This is a genomic window from Acidovorax sp. 1608163 (genome assembly GCF_003669015.1).
Lineage (GTDB): Bacteria > Pseudomonadota > Gammaproteobacteria > Burkholderiales > Burkholderiaceae_C > Acidovorax.
Window position 1 is genome coordinate 647,335 of the sequence record NZ_CP033069.1, and the last position, 16,882, is coordinate 664,216.

Consider the following 16,882-nt stretch of genomic DNA (forward strand, 5'->3'; position numbering starts at 1 on the left):
TGCGCGTGATCACCTTCAATGAGGCGCAACTGGTTGCTTGGCTATCGCCAGTGCTGTGGCCATTTTTGAGGGTGCTGGCGGTATTTTCTGTGGCGCCGATTTTCTCCATGCGCATGATTCCCATGCGGGTCAAGATTGGCTTAGCGTTTCTTGTTGCCCTCTGTGCCCAGGGTATTTTGGTCAATCAGCCAATCGTGGATATCAATGGGCGAGATGCGATTGGGGCCGTCGTGCAGCAGGTGGTGATTGGCTTATCGATTGGTTTTGCTGTCCGTTTGGTGTTTTCTTCTGTGGAGCTGGCAGGGGAAATCATTGGTTTGCAGATGGGGTTGAATTTCGCTTCATTTTTTGACCCGGCAAGCAATGCACAAATCAGTGCAGTAGCTCGCTTTTTCGGCAATGTGTCCATGTTGTTGTTCATCGTGGTTAATGGGCACCTGATGGTGGTGATGGCGGTCGTCAAGAGCTTCGATCGATTTCCCGTGAACGGCAATTTTTTAAGTGCCTTGAATCAGATGCGGCTGTACGAACTAGGGGCATCGCTGTTCTCGAGCGCTTTGTGGATTGCGCTGCCGATGATTGCCTTGCTGCTGTTCGTCAATCTTGCGTTGGGGGTGATATCCCGTGTTGCGCCACAGATGAATATTTATGCCGTGGGGTTCCCTGTGACACTCACGGTCGGGATGCTCGGTATTACAGCCACCTTACCCATGCTCGAGCAGCCTATCTTGACACTCATGCAGCAGGCGGTAGATATTTTTGCCGCACAGAGATAGCTCTCGTTCGCGGCTGACCGATACAGGGCGCTTGCTGCACGCTGCCACGCGTCTGCTAGACCAGTTGGTTGCGTATTGCATACACCGTCAGTTCCGCATTGTTGGTGAGTTGCAGCTTCTCAAGGACCCTGGATCGATAGACGCTCACCGTCTTGGGGCTCAGCATCAGTTCTTCCGCAATATCCGACAGGCGACGGCCTGATGCAATTTTGATGAGTGTTTGCAGTTCGCGCTCAGACAGTGCAGCGTGGGGTGTTTCTTGCACAGGCTGCGAAAGACTTTCTGCCAGCATCTGCGCTACCTCGGCAGTCAAATACTTGCGTCCCTGCATGACGGTGCGAACCGCTGCAATCAGTGCCACGGGATCCCCTGCCTTGTTGGCATACCCTTGGGCGCCTGCTTTGAGGCAGCGCAGTGCGTATTGGTCTTCTGGGTACATGGACACCACCAGTACCTTGATCTCCGAATTTGTCTCTTTCAGGCTTGCCAACACTTCCAGCCCGCTGCGGCCAGGCATGTTGAGATCAAGGAGCAAAACGTCGCAGGGCGCGCTACGCAAAACTTCCCGAAGCTCTGAGTAGCTGCCAGCCTCTCCTGTGACTTGAATGTCATGGGCTTCAATCAACGTGTCGCGGATGCCCCGACGCAGTACGGCATGGTCATCGCACAGAACAACATTAATCGCCACAAACTTCCCCCTCTTGGTACTTTGTTGGTGACGATGTTAGCGGGACTGTCAGCGTGATGCATGTGCCTTTTGTGGGCTGACTGCTGATATCCAGCCAGCCGCCAACAGTGCGAGCCCTTTCTTGAAGCCCTTTGAGTCCAAAGGCTTTGGGCTTGGTTCGCATTTCGGGGCCCATGCCGCACCCGTTGTCTGCAATTTCCAACGTTAGGATGCCCTCATAGTCGGATAAGTCGATGCTCACTTTGCTGGGCTGCGCGTATTTGCCGATATTGGTCAGTGCCTCTTGGGCGGTGCGGTACGCCACCAGTTGGATTTCTGGACTGACATGGATGTCTTCCTTGTTGAGGCGCACGTGAGCCGGGATGTCTGTTCTTCTCTCAAAACCTGATGCCAGCCACTTGACCGCCGCGGCTAGCCCTTGCTCCAGTACCGGGGGGCGCAAGTTCATCATGATCCGCTGGCTGGCACCCACAGCATGCTGCAACATGTCTGTGGCTGCCGCTGCATGCTCTTTCATGGCGTCGGTCGTCGCGTGCCGACCTATCCATGCGATGTCGAAGCGAACTGCGGTCAGTGCTCCGCCGATGTCATCGTGAATTTCGCGTGCGATGGCTGCGCGCTCTTGCTCAATGGATGTCTGTAAGTGCTCCGCTAAAGCCGCCAGCCGTTTTTGAGACTCTGCCAACTCTGCCACGGCCAGCTCGCGGTCTTTATTGGCTTGGTGCACTTCAATGGCGCGCGCCATGACATGGGGGAGTCGGCCAATGTCATCTTTGAGAAGGTAGTCGGCGATGCCGAGGTGCATGGCATCGACCGCAGCAGCTTCGCCAACCGCTCCTGAAACCAGAACGAAGGGGGGGCGGTGATGCAATTGCGCAACATGTTGCCATGCATCAAGCGCCGTAAACCCGTTGAGCCTGTAGTCCGCTAGGATGATGTCGAATGACCTCAGGGAAACAAGTGCCGCAAAGGCATCCAGAGAGTCAACCGGTGTGATTGCTGCCGAGGGGTAAGACCGAAGAATGACGCGGTGCACCAGTTTTTGATCAGCAAGCGAATCTTCAAGGTGGAGTATTTGAAGCTGTTGCTCTGGTGCTATCGTGACCATAGGGGCGTTATCATAGGATACATTTTGGAACAAACAAGGGTGTTTGTCCGATTGAGGGGGTTGGTTGCCCAGCGTCCAATAAGTTCAGGCAATTGGGCTTGCTAGTAGCAAAATGTCCATAAAACGCCGTCTTTGATGGCACGCGCGTGCTTTGTGGCTGCTTTTGCGATGGAGAAACGATGCAATCTACGCTAACAACGCCTGGAGGGCCAGGGGTTCAAGTTCCTGTCATGGTGGCAGCTGAACTCCAGGACTCGTTGCTGGTGGTCATGCACGACTTGCACCGCTTGGAAGGGCTGCTTAGCCATGCAACAGACAACTTGCTCGAACGCTTTGGCGAGGCCAATGCTGTTTTGACGGACTCCTTTGTTGCAGACTCCCCTGAACTGCAGGCTGCGAAGAATGCCTTGCGCAGTGCTGTGACTGAATTGCAGTTTCAGGACATGGCATCTCAGTTGATTTGGCACACCACCAAGGTATTACAAGGCTGTGCTTTTCGCCTTGCTTCAGAGGCCATGGGGCAAGAGGAAGGTGAAGAAGCTGCACCCTTTGCCGAAATGGCGCCCGACAGGCCAAACCCTGTTACACAGAGCGAAATGGATGCTGGTTCCGTCGATTTATTCTGATCGTCACGTTATTGGCTAACCTAAATATTCAAGTCAGTTGGAGCCTTACATGCAATCGATACTTGCCGTAGATGATTCACCATCCATGCGAAAAATGGTGTCTTTCACCTTGACTGGTGCGGGTTACCACGTGGTGGAGGCGGTGGATGGGCAAGATGCCCTTGAAAAAGCGGAAAGCCATGACATTCACTTGGTTTTGGCGGACCAGAACATGCCAAGGTTGGACGGTATCGGCCTTACGCGAAAACTCCGTGAGCATCCAAAGTTCAAAACCATTCCTATTTTGATTTTGACAACCGAGTCCAGTGACCAAATGAAGCAGGCAGGACGCTCTGCGGGTGCTACGGGGTGGTTGGTTAAGCCTTTTGATCCCAATCGACTCATTGAAGTGATTCAAAAGGTAATCCGCTAAAGCGGCCTAATTTAGAAAATCAAATAGGAGCCAACCATGGCAGAAACCTACCAAGAAGGATCTGGGTCAGGCGCTGATTTTGATCTGAGTCAGTTCTATCAGATCTTTTTCGAAGAGGCTGGGGAAAATCTAGACCAAATGGAGCAAATGCTTTTGGATCTGGATTTAAGCAACGCCAATGATGAAGAACTCAACGGTATTTTCCGATGCGCTCACTCCATAAAGGGGGGGCTGCAACTTTTGGCTTTTCTGATGTGGCTGAGTTGACCCATCAGATGGAGTCGCTTCTCGACAAGCTGCGCCGGCACGAGCTTCAGCCCATTCCACAAATGGTAGACGTTCTGCTGGAGTCGGCGGATGCCTCTCGCAGTTTGCTGGCCCGGCATCAGGCTGGTGGACAAGGTGAAGCTGTCTCCACCACTGCTTTGGTAAAGCGCATCAGTGACCTTGCTGCAGGCCTTCCTCCGTCTGATTCAATGCCTTTGGCTCCGCCTGCTTCTGCTCCGGCTCCCGTTGCTGCTCCCCCGGTTGTAGCCGCAGCACCAGCGTTAGCACCTCATGTCCCTGGTCAGATTCGGCAACTGGAGATTCACATCGGACCGCTTGAGCGTCTGGAGCAAGCTGATGCGATCAAAGAATTGTTCCGTGACATTGCGGGGCTGGGCTCCATTCAGGATATTTCGGGTGCAGTTCCTGACATGCGTGTGTTTGCGGTAGAGACAACGTCCTCCACTGAAGACTTGCTTGACCTCTTTGCTTTCCATGTGTCCAAAGATCAAGTCCGTTTTGTTGATGCTGGTGCCGCGGCGGTCACCGCTTTGCCTGACGCAGAGATGGTCTCTGTAGCAGCGTCCGATACCGACGTGGCCTATGGGTTTTTTAATGATGCACCGGGAGCTCCCGCTGCCGCTGCAGAGGTCGCACACGCTGTGGTTCCTGTGGCAGATGAAGCACCCCGCGCCAAGGCCGTGGCGCCTAAGTCGTCCGAGCAAAAGGCGCCATCACAAGCACAGATGGAGTCAACAACCATTCGTGTGGCCGTGAACAAGGTGGATCAACTGATCAACCTCGTCGGTGAGTTGGTGATTACACAAGCCATGCTGGCGCAGAACAGCCGGGGTTTGGATGCTGGTGCGTACCAACAATTGCTAGCTGGCTTGGCAGATCTGGATCGCAACACCCGAGACCTTCAAGAGTCGGTCATGTCGATTCGCATGATCCCTATGTCTATTGTGTTCAGCCGTTTCCCTCGGATGTTGCGAGATTTGGCGAACAAACTGGGTAAAAAAGTGGATTTAGTGACTTTGGGTGAAGCCACTGAATTGGATAAAGGACTGGTTGAGAAAATCACAGATCCCTTGACGCACTTGGTCCGGAATAGTTGTGACCATGGGATTGAATTGCCTGCAGATCGATTGGCGAAAGGCAAGTCTGAGCATGGGACGATCACTTTGTCGGCATCCCACCAGGGCGGATCGATTGTGATTGATGTCCGCGATGACGGTCGGGGCTTGTCTCGTGAAAAGATACTGAAAAAGGCCCAAGAGCGTGGGCTTGATGTATCTGATCAGATGACGGACTCAGAAGTGTGGCAGCTGATTTTTGCCCCTGGATTCTCTACAGCCGAAGAGGTTACGGACGTGTCTGGTCGCGGTGTCGGTATGGATGTTGTCAAGCGGAATATCGCCGCACTCAATGGCTCTGTTGAAATCGACTCAGCAGAAGGCTATGGCATGAAGGTTTCCGTGCGCCTTCCATTGACACTGGCCATCATGGATGGGATGTCGGTTGGGGTCGGAGAAGAGGTTTATATCTTGCCGCTTTCCTCTGTGGTTGAGTCTTTCCAGGTCAATGCTGATGATGTGAGTACGGTTGCGCAAGGCTCCCAACTGGTTAAAGTTCGTGATGAATATATGCCTGTCATCGCGCTGGAGAAAATATTCCAGGTCCCACGATTTGATTTGAATAAATCAAGCAATATTATGGTCGTGGTGGAGGCCGATGGCAGTCGTGTTGCGCTGCTTGTAGACGAATTGCTTGGACAACACCAAGTTGTGGTGAAAAACCTCGAATCTAATTACCGCAAGGTTCCAAATGTATCTGGTGCCACTATTTTGGGCGATGGAACCGTTGCATTGATTTTGGATACGGGTGGCTTGGTTCGCCGGGCGAGGCATTAAATAGAAATTGTGGTCAGTGAATTTGGTTTTGATCGCAATTTGAGGAGCTGTTATGAGTGTTGTTGGAAAAACTGCAGATGTGGCTCCAGCTGGGGCCAGGGAGTATCTGACTTTTCGGTTGGATCAAGAGGAGTACGGCATTGATATCTTGAAGGTTCAAGAAATCAGGGGATACGAGCAACCAACTCGTATCGCAAATGCCCCCGCATTCATTAAAGGGGTCGTGAATCTTCGAGGAACTATCGTTCCTATTGTTGATATGCGACTCAAATTCAATTGCGCGCAGGCAGATTACAATAGTTTTACTGTTGTTATTATTTTGAATTTGCGCAATAGAGTCGTCGGAATTGTTGTGGATTCTGTGAGTGATGTCATGGAGTTGACTGCGGATAGTATTCGTTCTGCACCCGATATTGAAAGTGCAATTGATAACAGTTGCATCTTGGGACTGGGATCCGTGGGAGAGCGGATGCTAATTCTTCTGGATATTGAAAAGCTGATGTCTGGTGTCGATATGGGGTTGGTCACGGTTGACGAGTAATTTGTGAAATTTACTTGTCTGCACGTGGTGCAGATGAAAGGGCTTGTGTTGGCTTGCTTGTGATTGGCAAGAAATATGTGCTAGCAAATATTCCCTTCGGATGAAATATGCCCCAAGCCACTAACGCATTAAAAAACACCCGTGCACCCGTTGCTCGAATTGATGTAGAGGGTAATGGTGCAGCATCCACTGGACCTCTTGCACAGGGCAGAGAGTTTGTGTGGACAAATGCTGATTTCGCCAGAGTTCAATCACTGATTTACCAGCGTGCGGGAATTAGTTTGCATGATGGAAAACATGCAATGGTTTATAGCAGGCTTTCCCGCCGTTTGAGAGAGACGGGACATGCTAGTTTCCATGACTATTTAAGCTGGCTTGAAACCAACGATGGCCCTGAATGGCAGGAATTTGTCAATGCGTTGACGACAAATCTCACAGCTTTTTTTCGGGAGCAGCATCATTTTGAAATATTTGCTTCCCATCTTCAAAGCCGCCCCTCGGGAACTCAATGGAAGGTTTGGTGCAACGCTGCATCTACTGGTGAGGAGCCCTATTCTATTGTCATGACGGCCTTTGAAGCGCTGGGTTCAAACCCCTCTTTTAAATTGGTTGCCAGCGATATTGATTCCAAAGTTTTGGCAACTGCTGGAAATGGGGTTTATCGTCTTGACAGCATGAAGGGGGTTAGCCAAGACAAGATGCAGCGGTTTTTCTTGAAAGGAAAAGGCGCTAATTCAGGGATGGTGCGAGTCAAGCCGGAGTTGCGTCGGTTGATTGACTTCATGAGCGTGAATTTGATCAGGGACGATTGGCCTTTCAAAGAGCCCTTTGATGTGGTTTTTTGTCGGAATGTCATGATTTATTTTGATGCTCCGACGCAAAGGCGCGTTCTGGAAAAAATTCACCGTGTACTGAAGCCAGGTGGGATGCTTTTTGTCGGGCACGCTGAAAATTTCAGCGAATCCAAGGATCTTTTTACTTTGCGGGGGAAGACGGTTTATGAACGCCGTTGACCTTGTTGAACAATAAAGCCACCGTTCCCATGACCAACTTTCACTCTGGTGTACCCTCCAGTTCTGGTGCTGCTGGAATGGCATCTCAGGCTGGCCTTGAGCGGCGTAGAGCTCCGCGAATAGCACCATTGAGTGCGGATATTTATTCTGCTGGAGGGGCTGCAAGGGACTCTTCGTTAGATGAATTAAAGGCCCGGCCTAAACGCCCTGGTGAAGCATCTTTTTTCTACCTGGATCATCATTTTCAGCACAATGCTGTCAAGGTGTTGCCCGGCGAGTATTTTGTTGCCAATGAGAATATGGTGATCATGACTGTCTTGGGGTCATGTATTGCTGCCTGTTTGTGGGACAGTCGTGCACACATCGGTGGCATGAATCACTTTATGCTTCCTGATGGAGATATGGCTGACTCATCTGGTCGATACGGTTCTTATGCAATGGAAGTGTTGATCAATGAAATGCTGAAGTTGGGCGCTCGGCGAGAAACAATGCAGGCCAAGATATTTGGTGGCGCGCAGGTTATGCATAATTTCACGACAATGAATGTCGGTGAGCGAAATACAAATTTCGTACTGAATTACCTGCACACGGAGAGAATTCCGATTGTTTCTGAAGATGTTCTCGATATTTATCCCAGGAAGGTGGTTTTCTTCCCGGTCACTGGCAAGGCGATGGTCAAGCGATTGGCCCATGCCCATCCAGATGTCGCGCAAGAAGTTCGGGGCAATGCTGCCACTGTCGCCAAGAGCAATGCGGGTGGCTCTGTGGACTTGTTTTGATAAAAGGTCGAGTTGATGAGTAAGAAAATTCGGGTGGTTGTTGTGGATGACTCGGCTCTGGTTCGTAGCCTGCTTGCCGAGATCATCAACCGCCAGCGTGATATGGAGTGCATTGGAACAGCCAACGACCCTCTGATCGCACGAGAAATGATTCGGGAACTCAATCCTGACGTGATTACCTTGGATGTTGAAATGCCCCGGATGGATGGCATCGATTTCCTGGGGCGGTTGATGCGTTTGCGTCCCATGCCTGTTGTGATGATCTCCACGCTGACAGAGCGGGGCGCTGAAGTGACTATGAAGGCGCTGGAGTTGGGCGCCATTGATTTTGTTGCGAAGCCGCGTGTGGGGCTGGCCAATGGTTTGAATGATCTGGCCGAGCAAATTGTGGACAAAATTCGTGTTGCTGCTGTTGCGCAAGTGCGCCGTGGCGCCATCCGCGAGACGCCTGCTCAGGCGCCTGCGCCTCTGCATGCGGGCGGGGCCGCTGCAGCCCCCGTGTCTGCCATGGGGTTGCTGGGACGTCTGTCCACTGAAAAGCTCATCTGCATTGGTGCATCCACAGGCGGGACTGAAGCCATCAAAGAGGTTTTGGTGCAGATGCCTGCGGATTCCCCTGCGATTGTGATCACACAACACATGCCGCCAGGCTTCACCACCAGTTTTGCCGCCAGGCTCAATGGGCTTTGCCAGATCATTGTGAAAGAGGCGGTGAACGGTGAACGGATATTGCCCGGGCATGCTTATATTGCGCCCGGCGGAAAGCAGTTTCATGTGGCGCGCAGTGGCGCCAACTACGTAGCTGTCGTTGATGACGGACCTGCCGTCAATAGGCACAAGCCTTCCGTTGAGGTCTTGTTTAAATCAGCCGCTGCAGTGGTTGGGCGCAACGCCTTTGGCATTATGTTGACCGGAATGGGCAATGACGGCGCCGCTGCGATGCGAGAGATGAAGGACGCTGGCAGCTACAACTATGTGCAGGATGAGGCCAGTTGTATTGTGTTTGGCATGCCTAGAGAGGCCATAGCGCATGGCGCTGCGGATGAGGTTCTTCCGCTGGGCCAAATTGCGGGCGCGCTGTTGACCAAGTTGAGGGGCTCTTCGGATCGGGTGCTGCACCGCATTTGATCCGGAGAGCGGTCCATCGGGCATGATCGCCCGAGTGCGTGAGAAAAAGCACTTGGCAATCGGTGGAGTAGTTTGGTTGCCAAGTGCTTTGAGGGCTAGGCAGACAGTGCTTCCCAGCGCTCTAGTGCCAAGAGCAGCTCTTCTTCAATGGCTGCGACCCTTGTCATCATTGCTGTTGCCTTGATCCCATCAGATGCATACAGGCTTCCATCGGCAAGCTGCTCGTTCAGCATCTTTTGTTCTGCCTCTAGCGCCTCGATGGTCGCCGGTAGTTGCTCCAGTTCTTTCTGCTCTTTGTAGCTCAGCTTCTTTTTTGATAGCTGCTCGCGCTTATTGGATAAGCCCTGGACTGCTGTTGGAGCTGGAATCTCCGCAGAAACCTTTTTGTTGTCTGCGGGTGCTTGAGCGCGGGCACGCTTGGATTGGATCAACCAGTCCTGAACGCTGCCTTCGTACTCCCGCCAGTGAGCGTTGCCTTCGAATGCAATGGTGCTGGTGACGACGTTGTCCAGAAAGGTTCGATCGTGGCTGACCAAGAAGACGGTGCCCGGATAGCTTTCTAGCAGCTCTTCCAGCAGATCCAGGGTGTCGATGTCCAGATCGTTCGTAGGCTCGTCCAGCACCAGGACATTGGCTGGCCGTGCAAACAGTCTTGCCAGAAGCAATCTATTGCGCTCTCCCCCTGAGAGTGAACTCACCGGTGAATGAGCGCGGGCTGGTGAGAACAGGAAATCGCTGAGATAGCTTTTGACGTGTTTGCGTTGATTGCCAATCTCAATCCACTCGCTGCCAGGGCTGATGAAGTCTTCCAGCGTCGCATCGAGATTGATGGCATGGCGCATTTGGTCAAAGTACGCGATCTGAAGATTGGCTCCTTGCCTGATGCTGCCCTCGTCGGGTTGGAGTTCGCCCAAAATGAGTTTCAGCAAGGTGGTTTTGCCCGCACCATTGGGACCGATCAAGCCGACTTTGTCGCCGCGCAAAATAGTGCCAGTAAAGCCTTGGACAATCTGTTTGGGGCCAAATGCCTTGCCCACATTAGTGAGTTCTGCAACGATCTTGCCTTGATATCCGTTGCCTGATCCGGTTGCGACGTCCATTTTGACGCTGCCCACCACGTCGCGCCGTGCTTCACGCTTCTGGCGCAACGCTTCCAGTCTGCTGATTCGGCTTTGGCTTCGGGTGCGTCTTGCTTCCACACCTTTGCGAATCCACACTTCTTCTTGTGCCAGCAGTTTGTCGGCTTTGGCCGCGATGACGGCCTCTTGCGCTAGCTGCTCTTCCTTCTGGAGTTGGTACTGAGCGAAGTTGCCAGGATACGAGCGCAGCTGGCCTCTATCTAACTCCACAATCCGGGTTGCAATCCGATCAAGGAATGCCCGATCGTGTGTGATGGTGACTACGCTGCCCGGAAAGTCCAGCAGCAAATCTTCCAGCCACTCAATGGAGTCCAGATCCAAGTGGTTGGTCGGTTCATCCAACAGCAATACATCTGGGCGTGACACGAGTGCCTGGGCTAACGCCACTCTCTTCTTGGTTCCTCCCGAAAGAGTGCCCACGACCGCTTCGGGTGGAAGGTGAAGTCTTTGAAGAGTTTCTTCCACGCGCTGCTCCCAGTTCCAGGCATCAAACGCTTCAATTTCTGATTGCAGGGCGTCCAGGTCCACACCTTCCTCGGCTGCCAGGTACTGCTCCCGTATGGCAATCACTCGCTGCAAGCCGGCGGAGGCTGCCTGGAAGATCGTAGCTTCGGCGTCTAGGATGGGCTCCTGTGCCACATACGCAATGCGTACGCCTTGCTGTACCTGCAGACTGCCGTCATCTGGCTTTGCCAGTCCTCCCAGAATCTTGAGCAAGGACGACTTCCCTGCGCCGTTGCGGCCAATCAGACCTACACGCTCCGTCTGCTCAAGAGAGAAGCCTGCATGGTCTAGTAATGCAACGTGGCCGAAGGCCAGTTGCGCATTGATGAGTGTGATGAGTGCCATAAGGCCTGAATTATGAGTGGCTCACTCGATTCACCCTCTGAGGCGGCGCTCTGTCTGCTGCTAGGGGTGGCCGGATTTGCGGAGTAGGTTCTTAACAATCTCTTGCTGACTTGTTTGAGTCTCTAAAACGGTGCTATGATAGAGGGCTTCGCTACTGAGACGGTTTAGATTGTTAAGGTGGCGAAGGGGATTGCAGAAAGTTAGGTTTTTGTTGTCGGCGGGTTAAAAACTGTTGTACAATCAAAGGCTGCGCTAAATGCGGTGGTTGTTCTGAAAAGGGTAATTGCTGCAAACTGCAAAGACCCTCAAGTTTGACAGGACTTTAAAACTTGTGCTAGAATTCAAGGCTCAGCTGATTGCAGCTAAGTCGGGAAAATAAAGAAAACTTCGGTTGCTTTGTGATCCGGTTCATTAAAAATATACAGCCGATAAGCGTGGGCGTTTGATGGCGAGTGCCAAGTTCTTTGGAACTAGTGCTTAGCACTACAAACGCTCATGAGAATAGAAGTGAAGTTCACTTCAATTCCGTTTTTATGAGTTAAGTCGAAAGACTTTAAATTTATCAAGATCGAACTGTAGAGTTTGATCCTGGCTCAGATTGAACGCTGGCGGCATGCCTTACACATGCAAGTCGAACGGTAACAGGTCTTCGGATGCTGACGAGTGGCGAACGGGTGAGTAATACATCGGAACGTGCCCGATCGTGGGGGATAACGAAGCGAAAGCTTTGCTAATACCGCATAAGATCTAAGGATGAAAGCAGGGGACCGCAAGGCCTTGCGCGAACGGAGCGGCCGATGGCAGATTAGGTAGTTGGTGGGATAAAAGCTTACCAAGCCGACGATCTGTAGCTGGTCTGAGAGGACGACCAGCCACACTGGGACTGAGACACGGCCCAGACTCCTACGGGAGGCAGCAGTGGGGAATTTTGGACAATGGGCGAAAGCCTGATCCAGCCATGCCGCGTGCAGGATGAAGGCCTTCGGGTTGTAAACTGCTTTTGTACGGAACGAAAAGACTCTGGTTAATACCTGGGGTCCATGACGGTACCGTAAGAATAAGCACCGGCTAACTACGTGCCAGCAGCCGCGGTAATACGTAGGGTGCAAGCGTTAATCGGAATTACTGGGCGTAAAGCGTGCGCAGGCGGTTATATAAGACAGATGTGAAATCCCCGGGCTCAACCTGGGAACTGCATTTGTGACTGTATAGCTAGAGTACGGTAGAGGGGGATGGAATTCCGCGTGTAGCAGTGAAATGCGTAGATATGCGGAGGAACACCGATGGCGAAGGCAATCCCCTGGACCTGTACTGACGCTCATGCACGAAAGCGTGGGGAGCAAACAGGATTAGATACCCTGGTAGTCCACGCCCTAAACGATGTCAACTGGTTGTTGGGTCTTCACTGACTCAGTAACGAAGCTAACGCGTGAAGTTGACCGCCTGGGGAGTACGGCCGCAAGGTTGAAACTCAAAGGAATTGACGGGGACCCGCACAAGCGGTGGATGATGTGGTTTAATTCGATGCAACGCGAAAAACCTTACCCACCTTTGACATGTATGGAATCCTTTAGAGATAGAGGAGTGCTCGAAAGAGAGCCATAACACAGGTGCTGCATGGCTGTCGTCAGCTCGTGTCGTGAGATGTTGGGTTAAGTCCCGCAACGAGCGCAACCCTTGCCATTAGTTGCTACGAAAGGGCACTCTAATGGGACTGCCGGTGACAAACCGGAGGAAGGTGGGGATGACGTCAAGTCCTCATGGCCCTTATAGGTGGGGCTACACACGTCATACAATGGCTGGTACAGAGGGTTGCCAACCCGCGAGGGGGAGCTAATCCCATAAAGCCAGTCGTAGTCCGGATCGCAGTCTGCAACTCGACTGCGTGAAGTCGGAATCGCTAGTAATCGCGGATCAGAATGTCGCGGTGAATACGTTCCCGGGTCTTGTACACACCGCCCGTCACACCATGGGAGCGGGTTCTGCCAGAAGTAGGTAGCCTAACCGTAAGGAGGGCGCTTACCACGGCAGGGTTCGTGACTGGGGTGAAGTCGTAACAAGGTAGCCGTATCGGAAGGTGCGGCTGGATCACCTCCTTTCTGGAAAACTGCATTCAATATTGAACGCCCACACTTATCGGTTGTTGGAACAAGCTGCTGACTTGCGAAGTCATTCGCAAGAAGGCGGAATGGGTCTGTAGCTCAGCTGGTTAGAGCACTGTGTTGATAACGCAGGGGTCGTTGGTTCGAGCCCAACTAGACCCACCATATTCCAATAGACGGATACGTGAGAGGAAATTGGGGATTAGCTCAGCTGGGAGAGCACCTGCTTTGCAAGCAGGGGGTCGTCGGTTCGATCCCGTCATCCTCCACCACCAACAAGCATAGGACTTCAACACCAAAGCGGCTTTGCAAAAGGCCACTTTGTTGTTGATCAATATCGATTGATCAATCGGCTGTTCTTTAAAAATTCATAGAGTCGAATCAGAGTTGTCAGAGGAAACTGCACATTCGTAAAGGTTTAGTGCAGACCGTGCCTCTGATGACAATTTTTTGATTGCGTCAAAACGAATATTCAATAAGCGAAAGCTGATTGAAATTCAGTAATGACGAATGTTCTCAGATGAAAGGTAGAAATACCTGGAGTCGAGGAATTATTCACATTACGGCATAACGCGTCAGGTGAAAGACCTGGCAAGTCCTTGAAAATAATGGCGATATCTTGAAAGAGATGTCAAAGTTATAGGGTCAAGTGACTAAGAGCATGTGGTGGATGCCTTGGCGATTACAGGCGACGAAAGACGTGATAGCCTGCGATAAGCTTCGGGGAGCTGGCAAATAAGCTTTGATCCGGAGATTTCTGAATGGGGAAACCCACCTCGCAAGAGGTATCGCATACTGAATACATAGGTATGCGAAGCGAACCGGGTGAACTGAAACATCTCAGTAGCTCGAGGAAAAGACATCAACCGAGATTCCGAAAGTAGTGGCGAGCGAAATCGGAAGAGCCTTCTAGTGATAGCACGACTGTTAGCAAAACGAAATGGAAAGTTCGGCCATAGCAGGTGATAGCCCTGTATGCGAAAACAGACGTGTGGTACTAAGTTAGAGAAAAGTAGGGCGGGACACGAGAAATCCTGTCTGAATATGGGGGGACCATCCTCCAAGGCTAAATACTCGTAATCGACCGATAGTGAACCAGTACCGTGAGGGAAAGGCGAAAAGAACCCCGGGAGGGGAGTGAAATAGATCCTGAAACCGCATGCTTACAAAAAGTAGGAGCCCGCAAGGGTGACTGCGTACCTTTTGTATAATGGGTCAGCGACTTACATTCAGTGGCAAGGTTAACCGAATAGGGAAGCCGTAGAGAAATCGAGTCCGAATAGGGCGAATCAGTCGCTGGGTGTAGACCCGAAACCAAGTGATCTATCCATGGCCAGGATGAAGGTGCCGTAACAGGTACTGGAGGTCCGAACCCACTAGTGTTGCAAAACTAGGGGATGAGCTGTGGATAGGGGTGAAAGGCTAAACAAACTTGGAAATAGCTGGTTCTCTCCGAAAACTATTTAGGTAGTGCCTCAAGTATTACCGTCGGGGGTAGAGCACTGTTTAGGCTAGGGGGTCATGGCGACTTACCAAACCTATGCAAACTCCGAATACCGACGAGTACAGCTTGGGAGACAGAGCACCGGGTGCTAACGTCCGGACTCAAGAGGGAAACAACCCAGACCGCCAGCTAAGGTCCCTAAAATTGGCTAAGTGGGAAACGAAGTGGGAAGGCTAAAACAGTCAGGATGTTGGCTTAGAAGCAGCCATCATTTAAAGAAAGCGTAATAGCTCACTGATCGAGTCGTCCTGCGCGGAAGATGTAACGGGGCTAAGCCAGTTACCGAAGCTGCGGATGTGCAATTTATTGCACGTGGTAGGAGAGCGTTCTGTAGGCCTGTGAAGGTGTCTGGTAACGGATGCTGGAGGTATCAGAAGTGCGAATGCTGACATGAGTAGCGTTAAAGGGGGTGAAAAGCCCCCTCGCCGTAAGCGCAAGGTTTTCTACGCAACGTTCATCGGCGTAGAGTGAGTCGGCCCCTAAGGCGAGGCAGAGATGCGTAGCTGATGGGAAACAGGTCAATATTCCTGTACCGATCAATAGTGCGATGTGGGGACGGAGAAGGTTAGCTCAGCCAACTGTTGGATATGTTGGTTCAAGCCTGTAGTCGTGCCTGGTAGGCAAATCCGCCGGGCTTAGATGAGGGGTGATAACGAGTCTGCTTGCAGACGAAGTGAGTGATACCCTGCTTCCAGGAAAAGCCACTAAGCTTCAGCTATTGACGACCGTACCGCAAACCGACACTGGTGCGCGAGATGAGTATTCTAAGGCGCTTGAGAGAACTCAGGAGAAGGAACTCGGCAAATTGATACCGTAACTTCGGGAGAAGGTATGCCCCAAGTAGGTGAACTCGTACAGAGGGAGCCCAAAGGGGTTGCAAAAAATCGGTGGCTGCGACTGTTTAATAAAAACACAGCACTCTGCAAACACGAAAGTGGACGTATAGGGTGTGACGCCTGCCCGGTGCTGGAAGATTAAATGATGGGGTGCAAGCTCTTGATTGAAGTCCCAGTAAACGGCGGCCGTAACTATAACGGTCCTAAGGTAGCGAAATTCCTTGTCGGGTAAGTTCCGACCTGCACGAATGGCGTAACGATGGCCACACTGTCTCCTCCTGAGACTCAGCGAAGTTGAAATGTTTGTGATGATGCAATCTCCCCGCGGAAAGACGGAAAGACCCCATGAACCTTTACTGTAGCTTTGTATTGGACTTTGAACAGATCTGTGTAGGATAGGTGGGAGGCTTTGAAGTGAGGACGCTAGTTCTCATGGAGCCAACGTTGAAATACCACCCTGGTGTGTTTGAGGTTCTAACCTAGGTCCATTATCTGGATCGGGGACAGTGCATGGTAGGCAGTTTGACTGGGGCGGTCTCCTCCCAAAGCGTAACGGAGGAGTTCGAAGGTACGCTAGTTACGGTCGGACATCGTGACGATAGTGCAATGGCATAAGCGTGCTTAACTGCGAGACTGACAAGTCGAGCAGATGCGAAAGCAGGACATAGTGATCCGGTGGTTCTGTATGGAAGGGCCATCGCTCAACGGATAAAAGGTACTCTGGGGATAACAGGCTGATACCGCCCAAGAGTTCATATCGACGGCGGTGTTTGGCACCTCGATGTCGGCTCATCTCATCCTGGGGCTGTAGCCGGTCCCAAGGGTATGGCTGTTCGCCATTTAAAGAGGTACGTGAGCTGGGTTTAAAACGTCGTGAGACAGTTTGGTCCCTATCTTCCGTGGGCGCTGCAGATTTGAGGAAGCCTGCTCCTAGTACGAGAGGACCGGAGTGGACACACCTCTGGTGTATCGGTTGTCACGCCAGTGGCATTGCCGAGTAGCTAAGTGTGGAAGAGATAACCGCTGAAAGCATCTAAGCGGGAAACTCGTTTCAAGATGAGATCTGCCGGGGCCTTGAGCCCCCTAAAGAGTCGTTCAAGACCAGGACGTTGATAGGTCAGGTGTGGAAGCGCAGTAATGCGTTAAGCTAACTGATACTAATTGCTCGTGAGGCTTGACCCTATAACTTTGATAGCCAACG

At 51.9% G+C, this 16,882-nt stretch carries 10 protein-coding genes, 1 tRNA gene, 2 rRNA genes and 1 pseudogene; 11 read left to right on the plus strand and 3 right to left on the minus strand.

The window, feature by feature from the left end:
• Positions 1–5 precede the first annotated feature (5 nt).
• Entirely contained in the window at positions 6–776 is a 771-nt protein-coding gene (fliR, locus tag EAG14_RS02920; protein ID WP_099658813.1) for a flagellar biosynthetic protein FliR, read from the plus strand.
• Between the two features lie 55 nt (positions 777–831).
• Here fliR and EAG14_RS02925 read toward each other — a convergent pair whose 3' ends face one another.
• Complete coding sequence (locus EAG14_RS02925) at positions 832–1,464, minus strand: response regulator transcription factor (RefSeq protein ID WP_369827637.1); 633 nt, start codon at positions 1,462–1,464, stop codon at positions 832–834.
• Positions 1,454–2,572: an ATP-binding protein gene (locus EAG14_RS02930; RefSeq protein ID WP_121728007.1), complete on the minus strand. Its 1,119-nt coding sequence runs from the start codon at positions 2,570–2,572 to the stop codon at positions 1,454–1,456. Before EAG14_RS02930 ends, EAG14_RS02925 begins: the two co-directional genes overlap by 11 nt.
• A gap of 179 nt (positions 2,573–2,751) precedes the next feature.
• On the opposite strand from EAG14_RS02930, the gene EAG14_RS02935 reads away from it, so the two are divergent.
• From EAG14_RS02935 to EAG14_RS02965, 7 genes and pseudogenes are all read left to right on the plus strand, one after another.
• Positions 2,752–3,198 carry a hypothetical protein gene (locus tag EAG14_RS02935; RefSeq protein WP_099656746.1) on the plus strand — a complete coding sequence of 149 codons (447 nt, stop codon included), beginning with the start codon at positions 2,752–2,754 and terminating at the stop codon, positions 3,196–3,198.
• 49 nt (positions 3,199–3,247) lie between these two features.
• Entirely contained in the window at positions 3,248–3,610 is a 363-nt protein-coding gene (locus EAG14_RS02940) for a response regulator (protein ID WP_007853722.1), read from the plus strand.
• 36 nt (positions 3,611–3,646) lie between these two features.
• A pseudogene (locus EAG14_RS02945) lies at positions 3,647–5,790 on the plus strand (chemotaxis protein CheW).
• A gap of 52 nt (positions 5,791–5,842) precedes the next feature.
• The gene (locus EAG14_RS02950) at positions 5,843–6,331 is read left to right on the plus strand and encodes a chemotaxis protein CheW (protein WP_099656744.1); all 489 of its coding nucleotides are present in this window, start codon (positions 5,843–5,845) and stop codon (positions 6,329–6,331) included.
• A 107-nt stretch (positions 6,332–6,438) separates the two neighbouring features.
• A complete protein-coding gene (locus EAG14_RS02955; protein ID WP_099656743.1) occupies positions 6,439–7,344 on the plus strand; it encodes a CheR family methyltransferase in 906 nt (301 codons plus the stop codon).
• Between the two features lie 77 nt (positions 7,345–7,421).
• Entirely contained in the window at positions 7,422–8,123 is a 702-nt protein-coding gene (gene cheD, locus EAG14_RS02960) for a chemoreceptor glutamine deamidase CheD (RefSeq protein ID WP_099742104.1), read from the plus strand.
• 15 nt (positions 8,124–8,138) lie between these two features.
• Positions 8,139–9,251: a chemotaxis response regulator protein-glutamate methylesterase gene (locus EAG14_RS02965; RefSeq protein WP_121728008.1), complete on the plus strand. Its 1,113-nt coding sequence runs from the start codon at positions 8,139–8,141 to the stop codon at positions 9,249–9,251.
• A gap of 95 nt (positions 9,252–9,346) precedes the next feature.
• On the opposite strand, the gene abc-f is transcribed toward EAG14_RS02965, so the two are convergent.
• The gene (gene abc-f / locus EAG14_RS02970) at positions 9,347–11,239 is read right to left on the minus strand and encodes a ribosomal protection-like ABC-F family protein (protein ID WP_121728009.1); all 1,893 of its coding nucleotides are present in this window, start codon (positions 11,237–11,239) and stop codon (positions 9,347–9,349) included.
• A gap of 570 nt (positions 11,240–11,809) precedes the next feature.
• Here abc-f and EAG14_RS02975 point away from each other — a divergent pair.
• The 3 genes from EAG14_RS02975 to EAG14_RS02990 all read left to right on the plus strand — a co-directional run bounded on the left by EAG14_RS02975 (position 11,810) and on the right by EAG14_RS02990 (position 16,863).
• Positions 11,810–13,338 (plus strand): 16S ribosomal RNA (locus EAG14_RS02975).
• A gap of 91 nt (positions 13,339–13,429) precedes the next feature.
• Positions 13,430–13,506, plus strand: a tRNA-Ile gene (locus EAG14_RS02980).
• 478 nt (positions 13,507–13,984) lie between these two features.
• Positions 13,985–16,863: ribosomal RNA gene (locus tag EAG14_RS02990) — 23S ribosomal RNA — on the plus strand.
• The 16S and 23S rRNA genes sit together here with 1 tRNA gene alongside, the layout of an rRNA operon.
• Positions 16,864–16,882: the final 19 nt, after the last annotated feature.

Excerpts from the sequence above, each read along its gene's own strand:
- EAG14_RS02930 (WP_121728007.1), bottom strand. The coding sequence starts at position 2,572 with ATGGTCACGATAGCACCAGAGCAACAGCTTCAAATACTCCACCTTGAA.
- EAG14_RS02935 (WP_099656746.1), top strand. The coding sequence starts at position 2,752 with ATGCAATCTACGCTAACAACGCCTGGAGGGCCAGGGGTTCAAGTTCCT.
- EAG14_RS02940 (WP_007853722.1), top strand. The coding sequence starts at position 3,248 with ATGCAATCGATACTTGCCGTAGATGATTCACCATCCATGCGAAAAATG.
- EAG14_RS02950 (WP_099656744.1), top strand. The coding sequence starts at position 5,843 with ATGAGTGTTGTTGGAAAAACTGCAGATGTGGCTCCAGCTGGGGCCAGG.
- EAG14_RS02955 (WP_099656743.1), top strand. The coding sequence starts at position 6,439 with ATGCCCCAAGCCACTAACGCATTAAAAAACACCCGTGCACCCGTTGCT.
- cheD (WP_099742104.1), top strand. The coding sequence starts at position 7,422 with ATGGCATCTCAGGCTGGCCTTGAGCGGCGTAGAGCTCCGCGAATAGCA.
- EAG14_RS02965 (WP_121728008.1), top strand. The coding sequence starts at position 8,139 with ATGAGTAAGAAAATTCGGGTGGTTGTTGTGGATGACTCGGCTCTGGTT.
- abc-f (WP_121728009.1), bottom strand. The coding sequence starts at position 11,239 with ATGGCACTCATCACACTCATCAATGCGCAACTGGCCTTCGGCCACGTT.